Genomic DNA, 17,254 nt, shown 5'->3' on the forward strand with positions numbered 1-17,254 from the left:
GCGGCTCGGTTGCGGTTTGACGCTCGGACGGCGAGGGCGCCGCCGACGGTGGCGCCGGCCACGGCGAGCAGGACCACCCAACCGCGCGTCAAGGTAAGCAGAGCAAGACCACCCAGCCGCGCGTCAGGGTAAGCAGAGCAAGGGCACCCAGCCGCGCGTCAAGGTAAGCAGAGCAAGGGCACCCAGCCGCGCATCAAGGTAAGCAGAGCAAGGGCACCCAGCCGCGCGTCGAGGTAAGCAGAGCAAGGGCACCGCCGGCGCGGCCGGGCGGGCGGTGCGGGTCGTCACGCACGGGGCTATCGGCAAGCGGGCGGCGAATCTGAGCCCGCTCGCCGGGTGGGCCGGATGACGGCGGCGTTGGCCGGGCCTTTCGACCGAGATGGCCGTATCGTTTGGATCATGGCTGAAGATCTGCTCTGGGGCGTCATCGCCGCGGGCCGGCTCGGGACCGTGGCGACGATCAAGAAGGATGGGCGGCCGCAGCTGTCGGACGTCAGCTACATCGCCGCCGACCGGACTGTCCGCTTCTCCACCCGGACGGCGCTCGCCAAGGTGCACAACCTGCGCCGCGACCCCCGGGTGAGCATGAAGGTCACGGCGCAGGACGGGCACGGCTACGCGGTCGCCGAGGGCACCGCCGAGCTCAGCGCGGTCTCCTGGGCCCTCGACGACGCCGTCGTGGAGGAGCTTATCGAGGTCTACCGGCTGATCACCGGCCACGAGCACCCGGACTGGGACGACTACCGCCGGGCCATGGTGGCGGACGGCCGGCTGGTCGTCCGCATCCATGTCGAGCACCTCTACGGCTGGGCTTCCTGAGCGACCAGCGTCATCGCGTACAGATAGAGGCGCGGGTCGGCGGGGAAAGCGACCGACCGCACCTGTTTCCCGGCCGCCAGCGGAACCGTCACCCCGAAGAGGCTCACCGGCGGCCCGTCCACACCCTGCCCGGCCTTGATCCGGTGGTCCATCGCCAGCACCGCCGTCGTCCCGGTCGTCGCCGTCCCGCACCAGTCGGCGATGGTCAGTGGCACGTCGGCGCTGGTCCCGTCCGTGTAGCCGATCGTCAGCGCCCCGCTCACCGGCCCGTTGTGCGAGGTCATCACGAGCCGAAGAGACGCGGCAGACGACTCCGGCAGGAGCAACGCCTGCCCGTTCGCTTGCACGAAGTTGAGAGCGCCGCCGAGCGGCGAGGGCGCGTCGTAGGACACCCCGTCCCAGGTGACCGGGCCGGCCGCCGGCATCAGCGCGGCGTCGTAGCTCCAGCCGCCGCCGTCGAAGTTCCCCTCGGCCGGCGACGCGACGGTGGCCGTGCCGTCCCGCGTCATCTCCCCCGCCAGCCCGACGGCGCACTGCCCATCGGCCTCGGAAGCACAGGTCAAGGGCGTCCTGACGACCAGGCTCGCCGTCGTTTCCACCGGCTCGGCGCCGGTCACCCGCACCTTCAGCGGGTACGTCCCCAGCGCCGCACCCGCGGGCGCCGTGACCGAGAGCGTGGTCGAGACCCCCACCGGCAGGCGCCGCGAGACGATCGGCCGCGGCTGCTCGACCGAGACCGTCCAGCCCGCCGGCGCGGTCGCCGACACGCGCGGGAACAGCACGCCCGGCGCCTGACCGACGAGGTCGAGGGTCAGCGTCACGGTGCCGCCGGCCGCCAGCGCCGCGCTCGCCGGCCGCAGCGACGCGTCGAGGTGCGAGCGGTCGTCGGCCGGCGCCCGGTTGACCGACGGCGGCTGATCCGACGGCGCCGTGCCCCACGACGAGGGCCGATCGCCGAGCGTGTGCGCGATCGTGCCGCCCGACCCGATCGCCGACCACGGGATCCAGTTTTTGGTCAGCGACCGGTCGTTGACCTTCACCCGCTGGATGTAGCGGTCGGTGTCGGAGGCCCCGGGCGCGGTGATCTTCAGTTGCCGGCCGCCGACGGCGACGACCGCCGACGGGAACTGCGGGCTCGACACCGCGAGGAAGTTGCCGCCGCTCATGGTCGGGTACAGGCCGAGCGACGAGAACACGTACCAGGCGCTCATCGTGCCGAGGTCGTCGTTGCCGGTCATCCCGTCCGGCCCGGTGGTGAACAGCGTCATCGCGGCCCGCACCACGGTCGCCGTCTTCGCGGGCGCGCCGGCCCAGTGGTACATGTACGGCGCGAGCAGGTCCGGCTCGTTGTTCGGGTTGTAGGTCGGCTTGGCGTAGTAGTCGTAGGGGCTGGCGATCCACTCACTCCGGGCGGTCCCGGCCGGGTCACCGAGCAGTTTCCCGTACGCGAAAAAGTCGTCGAGCCGCTTCTCGGTGGCCCGCCGGCCGCCCATCAGCCCCACGAGTCCCGCCGGGTCCTGCGGCACCAGCCACTGGTACTGGTACGCGCCGCCCTCGTGGAACTGCTCGTCCGCCGCCACCGGGTCGTAGGGCGTGAGCCACGTCCCGGCCGTGGTCCGCGGGCGGAACTGCCCGATCGAGCGGTCCCAGAGATTGCGGTACCACTGGCCGCGCCGGGCGAACAGCGCCGCGTCCGCCTTCTTGCCGAGCCCGGCCGCCATCAGCGCGAGCGAGGCGTCGGCCGCCGAGTACTCGAGCGTCGCCGAGGCCGGGTGCTGACAGTCGTTGTCCCCGCCCTTGGCCGCGCAGTCGGTCCCGAGCCGAAGGCCGGACGGGATGTAACCGCGGGCGCTGTAGTAGTCGATGCCGGTCCGCCCGTTGTACGGCGAGTCGGCGGGCGGCCGGCTCAGGGCGTTGGCGCGCAGCAACGCGTACGCCTCCTGCTCATGTCCCTTGAGCAGCCCCTTCGACCAGGCCTCGACCAGGAAGGGGGTCACCGGATCGCCGGTCATGATGTTGGTTTCGCTGTCGGCCAGCGCCCATCGGGGCAGCCAGCCGCCGTCCCGGCCGATCGCCACCAGCGACAGCGCCACGTCCCGCGCCACCTGCGGGGTCAGCAGTTCGAGCAGCTGGTTCTGCGGGCGGTAGGTGTCCCAGAGCGAGAAGTTCTGGTACGGCGTGTAGCCCTCGGCCCGGTGGACGGCGCGGTCGAAGCCGGTGTACGAGCCGTCGACGTCGCCGGCCAGGTTGGGGTGCAGCAGCGCGTGGTAGAGCGCCGTGTAGAAGGCGGTGCGCCTCTCGTCCGTACCACCGGAGATTTTGATCTTGTCGAGGGCGGCCACCCAGGAGGCCCGCAGCGAGTCGCGGACCTGGTCGAAGTCGAAGCCGTCGCCGGTCTCGGCGGCGAGGTTGGCGCGGGCGCCGGCGACACCGGTGTAGGAGAGGCCGACCTTGAGCACGACGTCCCGGTCGGCGGTCGCGTCGAAGGTGACGAACGCGCCGTTGCCGCCCGTGCCGGCCGCGTCCCGGGCGCCGGACGAGATCGCCGAGCCGCGCCAGGTGCCGTAGGACGCGAACGGACGGTCGAACTGGGCCGAGAAGAAGACCGTGTGGTCGTCCTTCCCGGCGCAGAAGTTGCCGGCGTGCACGCGGCCCTCGATCGTGCGGTCGCCGACCACGTGGATCTCGGAGTCGAAGACCGACTGGTTGGCCTTGCCGGTGTTGAACAGAACGTTCGCCTGGCCGGAGACCGGGAACGTGTACCGCTGCCAGCCCGTCCGGGCGGTGGCGGTGAGCTCGGCGCCGACGCCGTATCGGGGCAGCCCGACCCGGTAGTAGCCGGGTGACGCCGACTCGTCGTCGTGGGAGTACGGCGATTTGTAGGCGTTCGGGTCGACGCTGGTGACCGCGCCCGTGGTCGGCATGATCGGCAGCTCGCCGGCCACCCCGCAGCCCACGCCGGACAGGTGGGTCTGGCTGAAGCCGTAGATCGAGGTCTGCTTGTAGTCGTATCCGCCCTGGCCGCCGGTGTCCGGGCTGACCTGCACCATGCCGAACGGCGCGCTCGCCCCGGGGAACGTGTTGCCGAAGTTCTCGGTGCCCACGAACGGGTTGACCGAGTCGACCGCGGCGGGCGCGGCGGTGACGGCCGACGGGACGGGCGCGGGCGGCGCGAGCGCCATCGTGGCGGCGAGCAACGCGGCCGATGCTAATGCGGTCATCGAAACCTCCTGTGACGGCATTGATCTCCCGTTGACAACGTTGTCGTAGGCCAGTGACAGAAGTCAATGACTCGCACCCGATTTGCACCCGCCCGCTCCGGCTTTGCCCGCCGAAACCCTCATGGCCGGGCGTTCGGTCCCGATCTCGAAGACAACGACCCAGGCTGACCGGAGGCAGGCATGAACGAACCGCGGGCCACGGCCCCGGTCGCGCTTGGCCGCTGGCCGCGGCTGTGCCTGATCGTGGGAACGGTCGTTCTCCTGTTCGCGCTCGTGCTCGGCACGGCCGTGGGCGGCCCTCGCTTCTCGCAGTTCGTCTCCAACTTCGGCCTCTGCCTCGGCGCCCTCGCCGCGGCCGTGGCCTGCCTGGTCCGCGCCCGCTCGTTCGCCGGGCGGATGCGCTGGGGCTGGGGCTTCGTCGGGCTCGGCGTGCTCAGCTGGGGGCTCGGCCAGTGGACCTGGGTCTACCTCGAGACGTTCCGCGGCGAGGCGGCGCCGTTCCCCTCGCCCGCCGACCTCGGCTACATCGGCATGGTCCTGCTCACCCCGATCGGGCTGCTCATCCTGCCGAGCAGCACGCAGGCGCTGGCCAACCGGGTGCGCAGCGTGCTGGACGGCCTCATGGTCGCCGCCTCGCTCAGCCTGATCGCCTGGATCTGGGTCGTCGCGCCGCTGCTCTCCGAGGGCCGGGACACCGCGATCGCGCTCTACGTGAGCCTGACCTACCCGCTCGGCGACGTCGTGATCATCACGATCGTCATCTACATGCTCGCCCAGCAGCGCCGGCACGGCCGCACGTTCAGTCAGCTCGCCCTGGTCGGCGGCGGCATCGTGGCGTTCGCGGCCTCCGACATCTGCTACGCCTATCTCAACCTCATCGGCGCGTACGAGTCCGGCGGCGTCACCGACATCGGCTGGTTCGCGGGCTTCATGCTGATCCTGCTGGCGGCGGCCAAGCCGGTCCGGCCCGCGTCCGCGGCCGACGAGGCGGCCGCGGCCGAGGGTCAGCCGGTCGGCATCCTGCTGCCCTACGTCGCCGTGCTGGCGGCCCTCCTGACGACCGTCGTCTGGTATGCCAAGACCGGGCACAGCAACCTCTTCGTCGCGTACACCCGCTCGGCCTTGATCTTGTTGATCGTCGGGCGTCAGCTGCTCACCCTCCGGGAGAACCGCAACCTCACCCGTACGCTCGAGGCCCGCGTCGCCGACCGGACGGCCGAGCTGTTCGCCAGCGAGCAGCGGTTCCACGCGCTCGTGCAGCACAGCTCGGACGTCGTCACCGTGGTCTCGCCCGAGGCCGACGTGCTCTACCAGAGCGAGTCGGTGCAGCGCGTCTTCGGCTACCCGGCGCACGTGCTGACCGGCCGCCGCCTCACCAAGCTCGTCGACCCCGAGTCGGCGGTACGGCTCGCCCAGGCGCTGCGGCAGGTCGCCGGCCGGCCGTACGCGACGACCGTGCTCGAGCTGCCGGTCCGGCACCGGGACGGGCGCCTGCGCCAGGCCGAGATGACGATCACGAACCTGCTGTCCGACCCCAGCGTCGCCGGCCTCGTGCTCAACACCCGCGACATCAGTGAGCGCAAGGAACTGCAGGACCAGCTGGTGCACGAGGCGTACCACGACGCGCTCACCCAGCTCGCCAACCGCGCCCTGTTCCGCGAGCGGGTCGCCGAGGCGCTGCGCCGCCGCGGCCCGGACGACGACGTCACCGTGCTCTTCCTCGACCTCGACGGCTTCAAGGAGGTCAACGACAGCCTCGGGCACCTCGCCGGCGACCAGCTGCTCGTGCAGGTCGCCGACCGGCTGCGCACCTCGGTGCGCGAGGGCGACGTGGTGGCCCGCTTCGGCGGCGACGAGTTCGCCGTGCTGATCGAGGCGGTCAGCGACGCCGACGACGCCGAGCAGGTCGCCCGCCGGATCGTCGAGGTGCTCGAGCAGCCGTTCGGCAGCGAGACCCGGGACATCCACGTGCCGGCGAGCATCGGCCTGGCCTCGGCCCGCGTCCTCGGCGCGGCCGAAAGCGACGGCGCCTTCGGCCCGACCGAGGGCAACGGCGACGGCGCCGAGCAGCTCATGCGCAACGCCGACCTGGCCATGTACAAGGCGAAGTCGGCCGGCGGCGGATGCTTCGCCAGCTACCACCCGGACATGCTGGCCGGCCTCGTGGCCCGCCTCGAGCTGGAGGCCGACCTGCGGGTCGCGCTCGAGCGCGGCCAGCTGCACCTGCACTACCAGCCCACGGTCGACCTGGCCAGCAGCGAGGTCATCGGCTTCGAGGCGCTGGCCCGCTGGGAGCACCCGACGCGCGGCATGATCCCGCCGGCCGAGTTCATCCCGATCGCCGAGGCGACCGGGCTCATCGTGCCGCTGGGCCGCTGGGTGCTGCGCGAGGCGTGCCGGCAGGCCGTCGAGTGGAGCACCGCCGCGGGCGGCCGCCCGGTGAAGATGGCGGTCAACGTCTCGGTCCGCCAGTTCGACCGGGCCGACCTCGTCGACGTGGTGGGCGGCATCCTCGCCGAGACCGGCATGCCGGCCGACCAGCTGTGCCTCGAGATGACCGAGAGCGTGCTGATGACCGACACCGACGACAACCTCGAGCAGCTCGTACGGCTCAAGGCGCTCGGCGTCACGCTGGCCATCGACGATTTCGGCACGGGCTACTCGTCGCTCGCGTACCTGCGCCGGTTCCCGGTCGACACCCTCAAGATCGACCGGTCGTTCGTCGAGCGGCTCGGCGCGCTCACCGACGACACCGCGCTCGCCGACACGATCGTGCAGCTCGGCAAGAGCCTCGGCATGGCCACCGTGGCCGAGGGCATCGAGGAGTTCGGCCAGCTCGCGGCGCTGCGGGAGATGGGCTGTCACTTCGCGCAGGGCTACTACTTCTCCCGCCCGGTCCCGGCCGACGAGGCCGGCGCCCTGTTCCTCGCCGTCTCCACCTCATGAGGAGTTCCATGTCCACGGGCACCGTCGAGTCCCTGCTCTCCCCGGCGATGCTCCGGCTGATCGACATCCCGACGCCGTACCTGGTGACCGACCTCGGCATGGTCGCGTCCCGGTACGACGCGTTCGTCGCGGCCCTGCCCGATGTCTCGGTCTTCTACGCGATGAAGTGCAACCCGTCGCCGGAGATCCTCCAGGCCCTGCGCGGCCGCGGGTCGAGCTTCGAGATCGCCTCGATCGGCGAGCTGCGCACGCTCCAGGCGCTCGGCGTCGACCCGGCCGACGTGCTCTACAGCAACCCGATCAAGCCGCCCGCGCACATCGAGGCCGCGGCGGCCGCCGGGCTGTGGCGGTTCAGCGTCGACTCCCCCGGCGAGCTCGCCAAGATCGCCGACCTGGCGCCGGGGGCGGCCGTCTACGTACGGCTGCGGGTCGACGACAGCACGAGTGTCTTCCCGCTGTCCCGCAAGTTCGGGACGGACGTCGAGGACGCCTATCACCTGCTGCTGCTCGCCCAGCGGCTCGGGCTGCGGCCGTACGGCGTCACCTTCCACGTCGGCTCGCAGTGCGAGAGCACCGAGGCGTGGCGCACCGCGATCCGCACCGCCGGCACGCTGATGGAGATGCTGCTCCCGGACGGCATCGAGCTGGAGATGCTCGACCTCGGCGGCGGTTTCCCCGCGCGCTACGGCGTTGCCGGCCCCTCGATCGTGGAGATCGGCGAGATCATCGCCAAGGAGATCATCGACCTGCCGTACCGGCCCGAGCTGGTCGCGGCCGAGCCCGGACGGCACCTGGTCGCCGAGGCCGGCGTGCTGGCCGCCACGATCATCGGCCGGGAGATCCGCGGCGACGAGAACTGGCTGTACCTCGAGGTCGGCGCGTTCCACGGGATGACCGAGCCGCTGCAGATCCCGGGCGGCTGGAGCTATCCGATGTGGACCTCCCGGCCCTCCGGCGATCTCCTGCCCTACACGCTGAGCGGTCCGACCTGCGACAGTGCGGACACCTTCGCGTACGGGGTGATGCTGCCGTCCACGCTGACGGTGGGCGACGTGGTCTACTTCGGATCCGCGGGCGCCTACACGCTCTCGTACGCCACCTCGTTCAACGGATTCCCGCCGCCCACGCCGACCTTCATCGGTGGCTGACCCCCGCCTCCCCGGCCGGCGTCGCGCCCGGCCGGGTGGGCGGCGCCGGGCCGGACGGCTGCGCGAGCTGCTCGTCTCCGGCATCGTCGACTCGTTCGGCATGGCGCTGGGCTGGACCGTCGTGGTCCTGCTGGCCACCGCCCGCGGCGGCCTCGCCGAGGCCGCCCTCTACAACGCCGCCATGCTCGGCGGCGTCGTGCTGTCCGCCCCGGTCACCGGCTGGCTCGCCCGGCGGCTGGCCGGCGGCAGCCTGCTGCGCACCGCGGCCGGCGCCGAGGTCGTGCTGCGCTTCGGCGTGCTCGCCGGGCTGGTCATGGGTGCGCCGCCGGCCGCGATCGCCACCGCCGTCGTCCTCATGCACGTGGCCGCGTGGGCCGGCTTCGCCGGAATGCGGGCCGAGGTCACCGCCATCGACGCGTCGCCGCGCTCGATGACCCGCTACGCGGTGTGCATCGCCGGGGTCGAGGCCGCCGGCACGGCGCTCGCCGCACTGCTGCCGACCGGCCCGGACGGCCATCCCACCGGGTGGTTGCTCGGCGCCGTCTTCGCCGTCTACCTCGGCTCGCTGTTGCCGACCGTGCTGATCGCCCGCCGCTCCCGGATCTCGCTCGGTCCCTTCGTCGCCGGTCGCCTGCCGCTGCCCTCAACCCGGTTGTTGATCTCCGGCGGCGCGGTCATGCTGATCGCGGCCGGGCCCGCGCTGCTCGCCGTGCCGGTCACCGAGCAACTGCACGGCGGCCGCTGGGTGGCCGGCGCCGCGGTGGCGTTCTGCCTGGGCACCCTGCTGTCGACCACCGCCGTCGCGCTGATCGGGCGGCTGCGGCTGCCGGTCGTGCTGCGCTGGTGCCTGTGGGGGCTCGGCATGCTGGCCGGCTGGATCTTCGCGCCGTCGTTCGCGCCGATGGTGCTGGTGGCGCAGTTCGCGGCCGGGCTGGCGCAGACCGCGTTCGAGGGCGACATGGACGCCCGGGTCGCGGCCACGTCGTCGCCCGAGTCGGTGACCCGGAACCTGGCGTACAGCGCCGCGGTCCGGGCCCTCGGCGGGGCGATCGCCGTGCGTACGCTCCCCATGGTTGTCTCCGCCTCGGCCATCGGGATCGTGGCCAGTGGCGCGTCGCTGGTCCTCGGGTTCGCCGCCGTCGTGATCTGGGCCGGTCTCGTAAATTGGTTGACAGCCCTCGCGCCCTCTCCGAAACTTCGGCCATGACATCTGCGCACTCCATCGTGTGTCCCTCCGGTGCTGTGCGCGGTCTGCCGGGCTGATGACCCTCTAGCAGGCGACGCGTACGTCTGAGCGCCGGGACCTGACGATCTCGGAGTTTCCGCATGTCGCCATATCGGCTCTATCTGCTCATCTGCGGTCTCGGCTCGTTCGCCGGCAAGATCGCCTTCACCCTCAACCTGATCTACCAGGCCACCGTCGTCGGGCTGTCGCCGCTGCAGCTCGTGCTGGTCGGCACCGTGATGGAGACGGTCTGCTTCGTCGCCCAGGTGCCCACCGGCGTGATCGCCGACGTGATCAGCCGCCGGCTCTCGGTCATCATCGGCTACCTGCTGATGGGCGCCGGCCTGCTCGTGTGGGGCCTCGTCCCGTCGTTCGCCGCGATCATCGTGGCCAACGTGATCTGGTCGATCGGCGCGGTCTGCGTCGACGGCGCCGAGGAGGCCTGGGCCGCCGACGAGATCGACCCCGACCGGGTCACCTCCGCCTTCGTGCGCGGCGGCCAGATCGGCCAGGCGGGCTCGCTGCTCGGCATCCTCGCCGCGGTCGGGCTCGCCGTCTTCGGCCTGGCGGTCCCGATCGTCGCCGGTGGTGTTTTGACGCTGCTCCTCGGCGCACTCCTCGCGGTCCTCATGACCGAGCGGCGGTGGTCCCCTTCGCCTGTCGCTTCCGGCGCGCTGAGCTCGATGGGCCGGCAGGTGGTGGCCGGCGGCCGCGCCGTCCGGGGCAGCGCGCTGCTGACCGGCATCGTGGCCGGCACGTTCTTCGCGGGCCTCAGCAGCGAGGGCTTCGACCGCCTGAGCCAGCCTTTCCTGATCCCGTACGTCGGTGACCGCCCCCTGATCTTCGGGGCGCTGGCGGTGATCGCCTCGCTCGGTGCGATCGCCGCCACCGGACTGATCGGCCGCCGGCTCGACCTGGCCCACCCGCGCCGGGTCGGCCGCCTGCTCGCCGCGGTCCAGGCGATCACGGCGGCCGGCATGATCTGGTTCGGCCTGAGCGGCGTCTGGTGGGTGGCGGTGCCGCTCTACCTGCTGGTGCGACTGCTGCGGGACACGTCGGCCCCGATCCTGAACGTCTGGCTGGTCTCGGCCACGGCCCCGTCCTCGCGGGCCACGGTCTTCTCGATCCAGGCCCAGGCCGACGCCCTCGGCCAGATCGCCGGCGGCCCGCCGGTCGGCGTGATCGCCTCCCGCACGTCCCTGGGAACGGGCATCTCGGTGGCGGGCCTGTTCCTGCTGCCCGCGATGCTCCTGTTCGGCTGGGCGGCGCGCCGCTCGGAAGTTGCTTCGACCGTCGAGGTTTCAACGGCCGCCCAGAGCTAACTCTGCCTCCAGCGCGACCCTTCGGGCGGCCGGCCTGGGGTGCCGGCCGCCCTTATCTCTTGTCACCGCCCGTTTCTCTTGTCACCGCCCGCATCTCTTGTCACCGTCCGTCTCGCCGCTCATCCTCCCGGAGCCGCCGTGCGACACGACGAATACACCATGGCCCTGGACCCGATAGCGGCCGAGGTCGCGTGCGGCGCCATGGCGGCCGTGCTGGTCACCTTCCGCGCACCACACCGCTTGAGGCGCACCCGCGTGCGGCTCGGGGCAGATGGTCTGCCCCGCGGGGTAGCGGTGGAGTTCTACCCGCTGATGCCGAGGCTGGGCGGGGTGGCGGTGCTGATTTTGACCACGTCCCGGGTGGCCCGCGCCGACGCAGCCGCAGTGACCATCACGGCGCGGCCCGTGTCGGGGGAGCCGGAAGGGGCTTCGGTTCCGTTTCGATTGACTGTGGCGGGTTGAACGCTGGGTGGGGTTTTCCAAGGCCCTCTGTGGATGGTCGCCCGAAAATGTCGTATGCCGGCGCTAACGTCGCCCCACCCAGTTGACGGGGTGGGGGACCAACGGGGGCGCTCGTTCCGGTTCAGCTTTCTCTGCGGCCATCTCGCACCAGATCCCGGCCACCGATCACCGCTCATCGAGCGCCAAGGCCCTGTGGACGGCCGTCCGAAAATGTCGTATGCCGGCGCTAACGTCGCCCCACCCAGTTGACGGGTGGGGACTGCTCGGGGCGGGGACTGCTCGGGGCGGGGACTGCTCGGGGCGGGGACTGCTGGGGCGGGGACTGCTGGGGCGGGGACTGCGTCCTTCGGAGGACGCCGGCTGCGAATCACGTCGGACGAGCTCGGCCGCAGCGCCCACCGGGGGCGGGCTCGGGCCACAGCGCCCACCCAGGGCGGGCCAAGGCCACAGCGCTCGCCTCCCCGCCGACCGGGTACCGCTCAGCCGCAGGCGGGCAGGCGGGCTGGCCGGCGGGCTCGGCTCGGTTCAGCTCGGCCCGGCGGCACTCCGGCCAACCCCCCATCCCCGATCTCCGGGACCCCGACCGCGACCACTCAGCGTGGTGACAAGCGTCCGCTGCGGGGTTGCATGATCGATGTAGCGTCTCCCCCGCCAGGGCGTATCGGCGGTCTTCGTTGTTGTTGCCCGGCGCACCGGCCAACCCGGCGAAGGGGAGATTCGTGGACAGACGCAGGCTCGCCCACTTGGGCGTCGTGGTCGCGGCGGGCGCCCTGTTGTGCGGGTGCACGTCGTCCACGGATGCGGCCGAGACGCCGGGGCTCGCCGATCGCGGGACGGTCTTCACCACGGTGAAGCCGACGCGGCAGGATCTGAGCAATCGGATCAGCCTGAGCGGGAAGGTCACCATCAACCCGATCTTCGGCATCGTGGCGCCGGTTGATGGGGAGCTTCGGTGGCTCGACAAGCAACCGTCCAAGACGCCGGCTACGCGGCCGTTGTGGGTGGCCTCGGTCTGGGACGACGGTGTGCCTCGGCGGGTGGAGATTCCCAAGGACTCGACGCTTGCGGGGCGGCTCATGGACGACCATGCGGACGTCACCAAGGGCATGCCGGTGGTGTCGGCGAAGTATGCGGGCTACGGGATCGTCGCCGACATCGACAGCGCCCAGGCGTACCGGATCTCGGGGGCCGTGAAGACCGTTCGCGGGCAGATCAAGAATGGGCCGGGGCCGTTCGCGTGTGAGGCGCTCGGCACGATCGCCGCGCTGCCGGCCGGGACGATTCCGGAACCGCCGCCGTCCACTACGGCGCCGGCCACCAACCCGTCCGGCGGGCCGCCCGTCGTCAGCCTGCCCGATCCGGCCGGGGACACCGGCGACACCGGCGGCAGCGAGGGGTCCGAGCCGACCGGGCTGCGGCTGGTCTGCACGGCGCCGGAGGACGTCAAGCTGATCAACGGGGCCGCGGTCACGCTCGATGTGGTCACCGCCAAGGCCTCGCACGTGCTGGTGCTGCCGGTCGAGGCCGTCGCCGGGATCCAGGGCCGGGGCAAGGTCGACGTGGTCGGGCCCGACCAGACCCGCAAGACCGTCGACGTGACGCTCGGCCTCACCGACGGCAAGGTCATCGAGATTCGCAAGGGCCTCAAGGGCGACGAGACCATCGCCGTGCCCGGGCCCGACCTGCCGACCGCCGCGCCGCAGCCGGGCGACCAGGGCGGCTCGGGAGCACCCGGATGAGCGACGAACAAGCCCGGACGAGCGACGAACAAGCCCGGATGAGCGACGAACAAGCCTGGACGAGCGGACAACCAGACACGCTGATCGAGCTGGCCGGCATCACCAAGGTGCTCAAGGGCCAGCAACAACCGCGGACGATCCTCGACGGCGTCGACCTGACCGTCCAGCCCGGCGAGAGCGTCGCGATCGTCGGCCGCTCCGGCTCGGGCAAGAGCACGCTGCTCAGCGTCATCGGGCTGTTCGACCGGCCCGACCAAGGCACGTACCACCTGGCCGGGCAGGACATCAGCCGGCTGCCCGAGCGGCGGGCGGCCAAGCTGCGCAGCTCGCACTTCGGCTTCGTGTTCCAGCGGTTCTTCCTGCTCAAGCACCTCACCGCGGCCCAGAACGTGTCGATGGCGCTGGTCAACGGGCAGGGCTGGCTGCCCCGGCGGGAGCGGCGACGGCGCGTGCTCGAGGCCCTCGACCAGGTCGGCATCGCGCATCTGGCCAAGAACCGCCCGGCGCGGATGTCCGGCGGCGAGCAGCAGCGGGTGGCGATCGCGCGGGCCCTCGTACGCAATCCGCGTGTTCTGCTGGCCGATGAGCCGACCGGGGCTCTGGACACCGAGACCGGGACCCTGGTGATCGACGCGTTGCTGAGTGCGACCGAGCGCGGGTGCGGCCTGGTGCTGGTGACGCACGACCGGGATCACGCCGCTCGGATGGGCCGGATCCTCGACCTGGTCGACGGCGTCCTCACCGAACGGGTCCCGGCATGAGACGGCTCTCCGGGCGTACGCGCTCATCTTTGATCATCGGCGTCCAGGGCATCCGCGCCCGCAAGCTTCGCACCCTGCTCTCGATGGTCAGCCTTTTTCTCGGCGTGCTCGCCGTGGTCGTCGTGCAGGCCGGCGCCAGCATCGCCGAGCACGCGCTGCTCGCCGACATCGAGCTGACCCAGGGCATCGAGGGCACGCACGTCATGGACATGGGCCCGCAGCCGGGCGTCACCGACATCGTGGTCGGCACCCTGAAGGGCCGGTCGGACGCGGTGGCGGCGATGGGCACCCAGGCGATCATCGGCGAGCCCGGCGTCCGGCCGGTCAACGAGGGCGGCTCGCCGATCGACCAGGACTGGGGCTCGCCGCAATACTGCGACGCCAACGGCAACTGCCAGGGACCGAGCGGACCGAAAGGCGAAGCGGTGGAGGTACGCCTCACCGCGCTGACCGGGGACATCCGGGTGTTCCGGCCCTTCCGGCTCGAGTCCGGGCGGTGGCTCGACTTCGGCACGATTCCCGCCATGGCGCCGCACCTGGTGCTCAACAAGGAGGCGGCCAAGGGCTTCGCGCGCCACCACGTGCCGGCCGAGATGCGGGTCGGGGGCGCCACCGCGAACCTGACGCCCCAGTTCGTCGGCGTGGTGGACGACGGAGATCAACAACCCCGCGCCTACGTACGCCTCGACGAGCTCACCAACTGGTTGCCGGCGGCCGGCTTCTCCGACCCCAACACGGGCGGCGGCGAGTTGCAGGTGCTGATGACGCCCACGACCCCGGCCGAGCAGGTCCTCACCGCCAAGCTCAAGGGCATCGGCGCCGAGCCGTACGTGTCGACCATCAACTCCAAGAAGGAACGCGAGAAGGAGCTCTCGCTGATGCGGCTGATCTTCTTCTCGATGGCCGGCCTGGTGCTGCTCATCGGCGTCGCCGGCATCCTGAACGTCGGCCTGGCCACGGTCGGCGAGCGGGTCGAGGAGTTCGCCCTGCGCCGGGCCGTCGGCACGCCCCGCGCGCTGCTGGCCGGCATCGTGCTCTCCGAGACCCTGCTGACCGGCTTGCTGACGGCGGCCGCGGCGATCGGGGTGAGCGCGGCCGCCCTCAAGGTCGTCTCGTCGCTGGTCGGCCACTCCGAGCCGCTGCTGCAGAACGTCCAGTTCCCCTGGGAGGCGGGCGTGGCCGGCATCATCGCGGGCATCGTGGCCGGCGTCCTCGGCGGCTTCGTCCCCGCCCTGCGCGCCGCCCGCATCCCGATCGCGACGGTGATGCGCGCCTAGGGAATCGCCCCCGCCGGCGGCTTCTCGCCCTCCGACATCACATCGAAGACGGTGATGACGACCTTGCGCCACTCCGCGTCTTCCTTCTGATCCGGGGTGGGCGTGTCCAGCTTGCCGAGCGCCCGGCTGCGATCGATCTTGGCGTCGCGGCCGGCCCGGCGCCGCAGCAACTGCTCGACGGTCTCGCGGCGGTCGTCGGCCAGCTGCTCGTTGTACGCGATGTCGCCGGTCGTGCTGGTGTAGGCCGTCAGCTCGACCGCCAGCTCGCCCTTCTCGATGCGCTTGCGGGTCGTCTCGCTCAGCGAGTTGTACCAGATCGCGAACTTGGTGATCTCGTCGTTGACCACGGCCGACTGGCCCTTGCCGTTCTTCGGGGCCGGGAAGTAGACGCCGTGGGTCTTCTGCATGCTGATCTCGCCGATGGTCACCGTGCCGGTCGGCTCCTTGGGCGGCTTGATGTTGTCCACCCCGATCTTCAGCGTGAAGGGCAGGGACACGCTCTGCGGCGGCGTGTTCGCCGAGACCCCGACGCCGATCGAGATGCCACCCGAGCCGCCGCCGCTCGCGATCACCGGATTGATCATCACGTAGCCGTTGCCGTCCTTGGCGTTGATGTCGGTGAGGCCGGCCTTGATGTCGCTGTTGCTCGGCTCCCCCCGCCACGTCTTCGAGGTCGGCTCGATCGTGAGCTTGCCGTCGGCCGCGGCGGTCACGTTCCAGTCGACGGCGATCTGCTGGTCCAGCCGCTCGTTGATGATCCAGTTGTCCTCGAAGATGTGGATGTGCATCATGATCCGCACCAGCGCGGTCGTGCCGGCGTCGATGTGCACCTCGCCGGTCAGCCCGTCGGGGAAGTCGCTGAAGTCGAGCAGGGCGTTCGTTCCCGGGGAGAGCGCCAGTCCCTTCGGCGTGAAGGTCACGTCGGAGCCGCTCGCCATGAACTTGAGGTCCATCTCGGTCGGCTTGCGCTGAATCACCTCGCCCGCCCCGGTCGCCTTGCGGGCCGCCTTGATCTCGCCGCCTGTTTCCGTGACGCCGGCCGGTCCTCGGGCTTCTCTCCGCGCCGATGCCCGGTCTGCCGCCTGGTCGGCGGCCCGCTCGTCGTGGTCGTGGGGCGAGCTGACGGCCAGGCCCGGCCCGACCGGTTTCGCCGCCACCTGGCCGTCGGACTGCTGGGTGGTGTGCGCCAGCTCGTGGGCCAGCAGGCCGTAGCCGCTCTTGAACGACGGGTCGTACTCACCGGCGCCGAAGAAGACGTCCTGTCCCGTGGTGAACGCCCGCGCGCCGAGATCGCCGGCGAGGTCGGCCGCCGCCGTGTCGCGATGGACCCGCACGCCGCCCATCGAGCCGCCCAGATCGGACTCCGCCTCCGCCGCGACGTCGTGCGGCAGCGCTTCGCCGCGCCCGAGCTGGGACGCGACGCGCTCGCGCATCTGCTCCGCGGCGCCCTGCGTCTCGTTCGCCGCCTCGAGCATGCGTACGACCATCTGGTTGCCGCCGGCGCCCTGCAGCCGCAGCAGTTCGCTGTTCAGGCTCTTGCGCGGCACCGCCGGATCGGCCGGCCCGTGGGCGCCCGTCGTCAGGTCCGGGTCCTGCTTGTCGTGAGCTCGTCGGTCACGCGGCATGCCTCAGCAAACCACCGCCCGGCGCCGATGGCCATGTCGTATTGCTGTCATGAGCCTTCGGTGGTCGGCCCGACGTTGCGGTCCAGCCACTCCCGCAGCGGCCGGCTGGCCCGCAGGAACTCGACGATCCGCTTCTGGGCGGCGGCCGTGCCCAGCCAGGCGGCCGGCTCCCAGTCCTTCCAGGTGGTCAGTCCCTTGTGGCGCAGCAGGTCGATCCGCGGGTGGTCCTTCGGGAAGCCGCGCGGCGCGGTCTTCAGGCTTCCGTGCCCGACCACGTCGACCTTCTGCCGCTCGATCAGCCGCTCCAGCTCGGCGCCGACCACGTCGTCGGCGACCGCCCGCCGGTAGCGGGCCAGCTGGTCGGGGGCCATCTGGTACATCCCGCTCCCGGCCGCGAGACCGTCCGCCGACAACTGGATGTACCCGCCGTAGGACAGCCAGGCCCCCAGGTGCGTCTTGTAGGGCGTCTTGTCGGCGCTGAACCGCACGTCACGGTAGGGCCGGAAAATCTTGCCGGGCCCGAACTCCGGCTCGATCGCGGCCAGCAGCGCCTGCATCGGCTCGCGCACCTGCGTCTCGTACACGGTGAGGTGTGTCGTCCAGTACGTCTTGGAATTGTCGGCCTCGAGCCCCTCGTAGAACTCGAGCGCCTCACTCGGCCACCCACGGAATGTCACCGTGGGATTGTCGTTGAACGTGGCCCGAACCG

Annotated in this window: 12 protein-coding genes; 9 read left to right on the forward strand and 3 right to left on the reverse strand. The window is 71.4% G+C overall.

What is annotated here, in order from left to right:
* Nucleotides 1-399: 399 nt before the first annotated feature.
* On the forward strand, nucleotides 400-819 hold the full coding sequence (locus ACZ6TB_RS45450; protein WP_465567009.1) for a PPOX class F420-dependent oxidoreductase: 420 nt from the start codon (nucleotides 400-402) through the stop codon (nucleotides 817-819).
* Here ACZ6TB_RS45450 and ACZ6TB_RS45455 read toward each other — a convergent pair.
* Entirely contained in the window at nucleotides 801-4,040 is a 3,240-nt protein-coding gene (locus ACZ6TB_RS45455) for a GH92 family glycosyl hydrolase (RefSeq protein ID WP_465567011.1), read from the reverse strand. The two genes, ACZ6TB_RS45450 and ACZ6TB_RS45455, sit on opposite strands and share 19 nt — an antisense overlap.
* Before the next feature lie 180 nt (nucleotides 4,041-4,220).
* Between ACZ6TB_RS45455 and ACZ6TB_RS45460 the strand changes: the two genes are divergently transcribed.
* From ACZ6TB_RS45460 to ACZ6TB_RS45495, 8 genes are all read left to right on the forward strand, one after another.
* Nucleotides 4,221-6,986: a putative bifunctional diguanylate cyclase/phosphodiesterase gene (locus ACZ6TB_RS45460; protein WP_465567014.1), complete on the forward strand. Its 2,766-nt coding sequence runs from the start codon at nucleotides 4,221-4,223 to the stop codon at nucleotides 6,984-6,986.
* An 8-nt stretch (nucleotides 6,987-6,994) separates the two neighbouring features.
* Nucleotides 6,995-8,134 carry a type III PLP-dependent enzyme gene (locus ACZ6TB_RS45465; protein WP_465567017.1) on the forward strand — a complete coding sequence of 380 codons (1,140 nt, stop codon included), beginning with the start codon at nucleotides 6,995-6,997 and terminating at the stop codon, nucleotides 8,132-8,134.
* Complete coding sequence (locus ACZ6TB_RS45470; protein WP_465567020.1) at nucleotides 8,127-9,341, forward strand: hypothetical protein; 1,215 nt, start codon at nucleotides 8,127-8,129, stop codon at nucleotides 9,339-9,341. Before ACZ6TB_RS45465 ends, ACZ6TB_RS45470 begins: the two co-directional genes overlap by 8 nt.
* 119 nt (nucleotides 9,342-9,460) lie before the next feature.
* Entirely contained in the window at nucleotides 9,461-10,681 is a 1,221-nt protein-coding gene (locus tag ACZ6TB_RS45475) for an MFS transporter (RefSeq protein ID WP_465567023.1), read from the forward strand.
* Between the two features lie 138 nt (nucleotides 10,682-10,819).
* Nucleotides 10,820-11,143 carry a hypothetical protein gene (locus ACZ6TB_RS45480; protein WP_465567026.1) on the forward strand — a complete coding sequence of 108 codons (324 nt, stop codon included), beginning with the start codon at nucleotides 10,820-10,822 and terminating at the stop codon, nucleotides 11,141-11,143.
* Between the two features lie 719 nt (nucleotides 11,144-11,862).
* On the forward strand, nucleotides 11,863-12,882 hold the full coding sequence (locus tag ACZ6TB_RS45485; protein WP_465567028.1) for an efflux RND transporter periplasmic adaptor subunit: 1,020 nt from the start codon (nucleotides 11,863-11,865) through the stop codon (nucleotides 12,880-12,882).
* 38 nt (nucleotides 12,883-12,920) lie between these two features.
* Nucleotides 12,921-13,643: an ABC transporter ATP-binding protein gene (locus ACZ6TB_RS45490; RefSeq protein WP_465567031.1), complete on the forward strand. Its 723-nt coding sequence runs from the start codon at nucleotides 12,921-12,923 to the stop codon at nucleotides 13,641-13,643.
* Nucleotides 13,640-14,920, forward strand: coding sequence for an ABC transporter permease (locus tag ACZ6TB_RS45495; RefSeq protein WP_465567034.1), 1,281 nt, complete (start codon nucleotides 13,640-13,642; stop codon nucleotides 14,918-14,920). Before ACZ6TB_RS45490 ends, ACZ6TB_RS45495 begins: the two co-directional genes overlap by 4 nt.
* Here the strand turns inward: ACZ6TB_RS45495 and ACZ6TB_RS45500 are convergent.
* Both ACZ6TB_RS45500 and ACZ6TB_RS45505 read right to left on the reverse strand, forming a co-directional pair.
* A complete protein-coding gene (locus tag ACZ6TB_RS45500; protein WP_465567036.1) occupies nucleotides 14,917-16,545 on the reverse strand; it encodes an eCIS core domain-containing protein in 1,629 nt (542 codons plus the stop codon). The two genes, ACZ6TB_RS45495 and ACZ6TB_RS45500, sit on opposite strands and share 4 nt — an antisense overlap.
* A gap of 47 nt (nucleotides 16,546-16,592) precedes the next feature.
* Nucleotides 16,593-17,222 carry a DUF2461 domain-containing protein gene (locus ACZ6TB_RS45505; protein WP_465567039.1) on the reverse strand — a complete coding sequence of 210 codons (630 nt, stop codon included), beginning with the start codon at nucleotides 17,220-17,222 and terminating at the stop codon, nucleotides 16,593-16,595.
* Between the last annotated feature and the right edge of the window lie 32 nt (nucleotides 17,223-17,254).

It is taken from the genome of Actinoplanes sp. NPDC051537 (assembly GCF_055586105.1).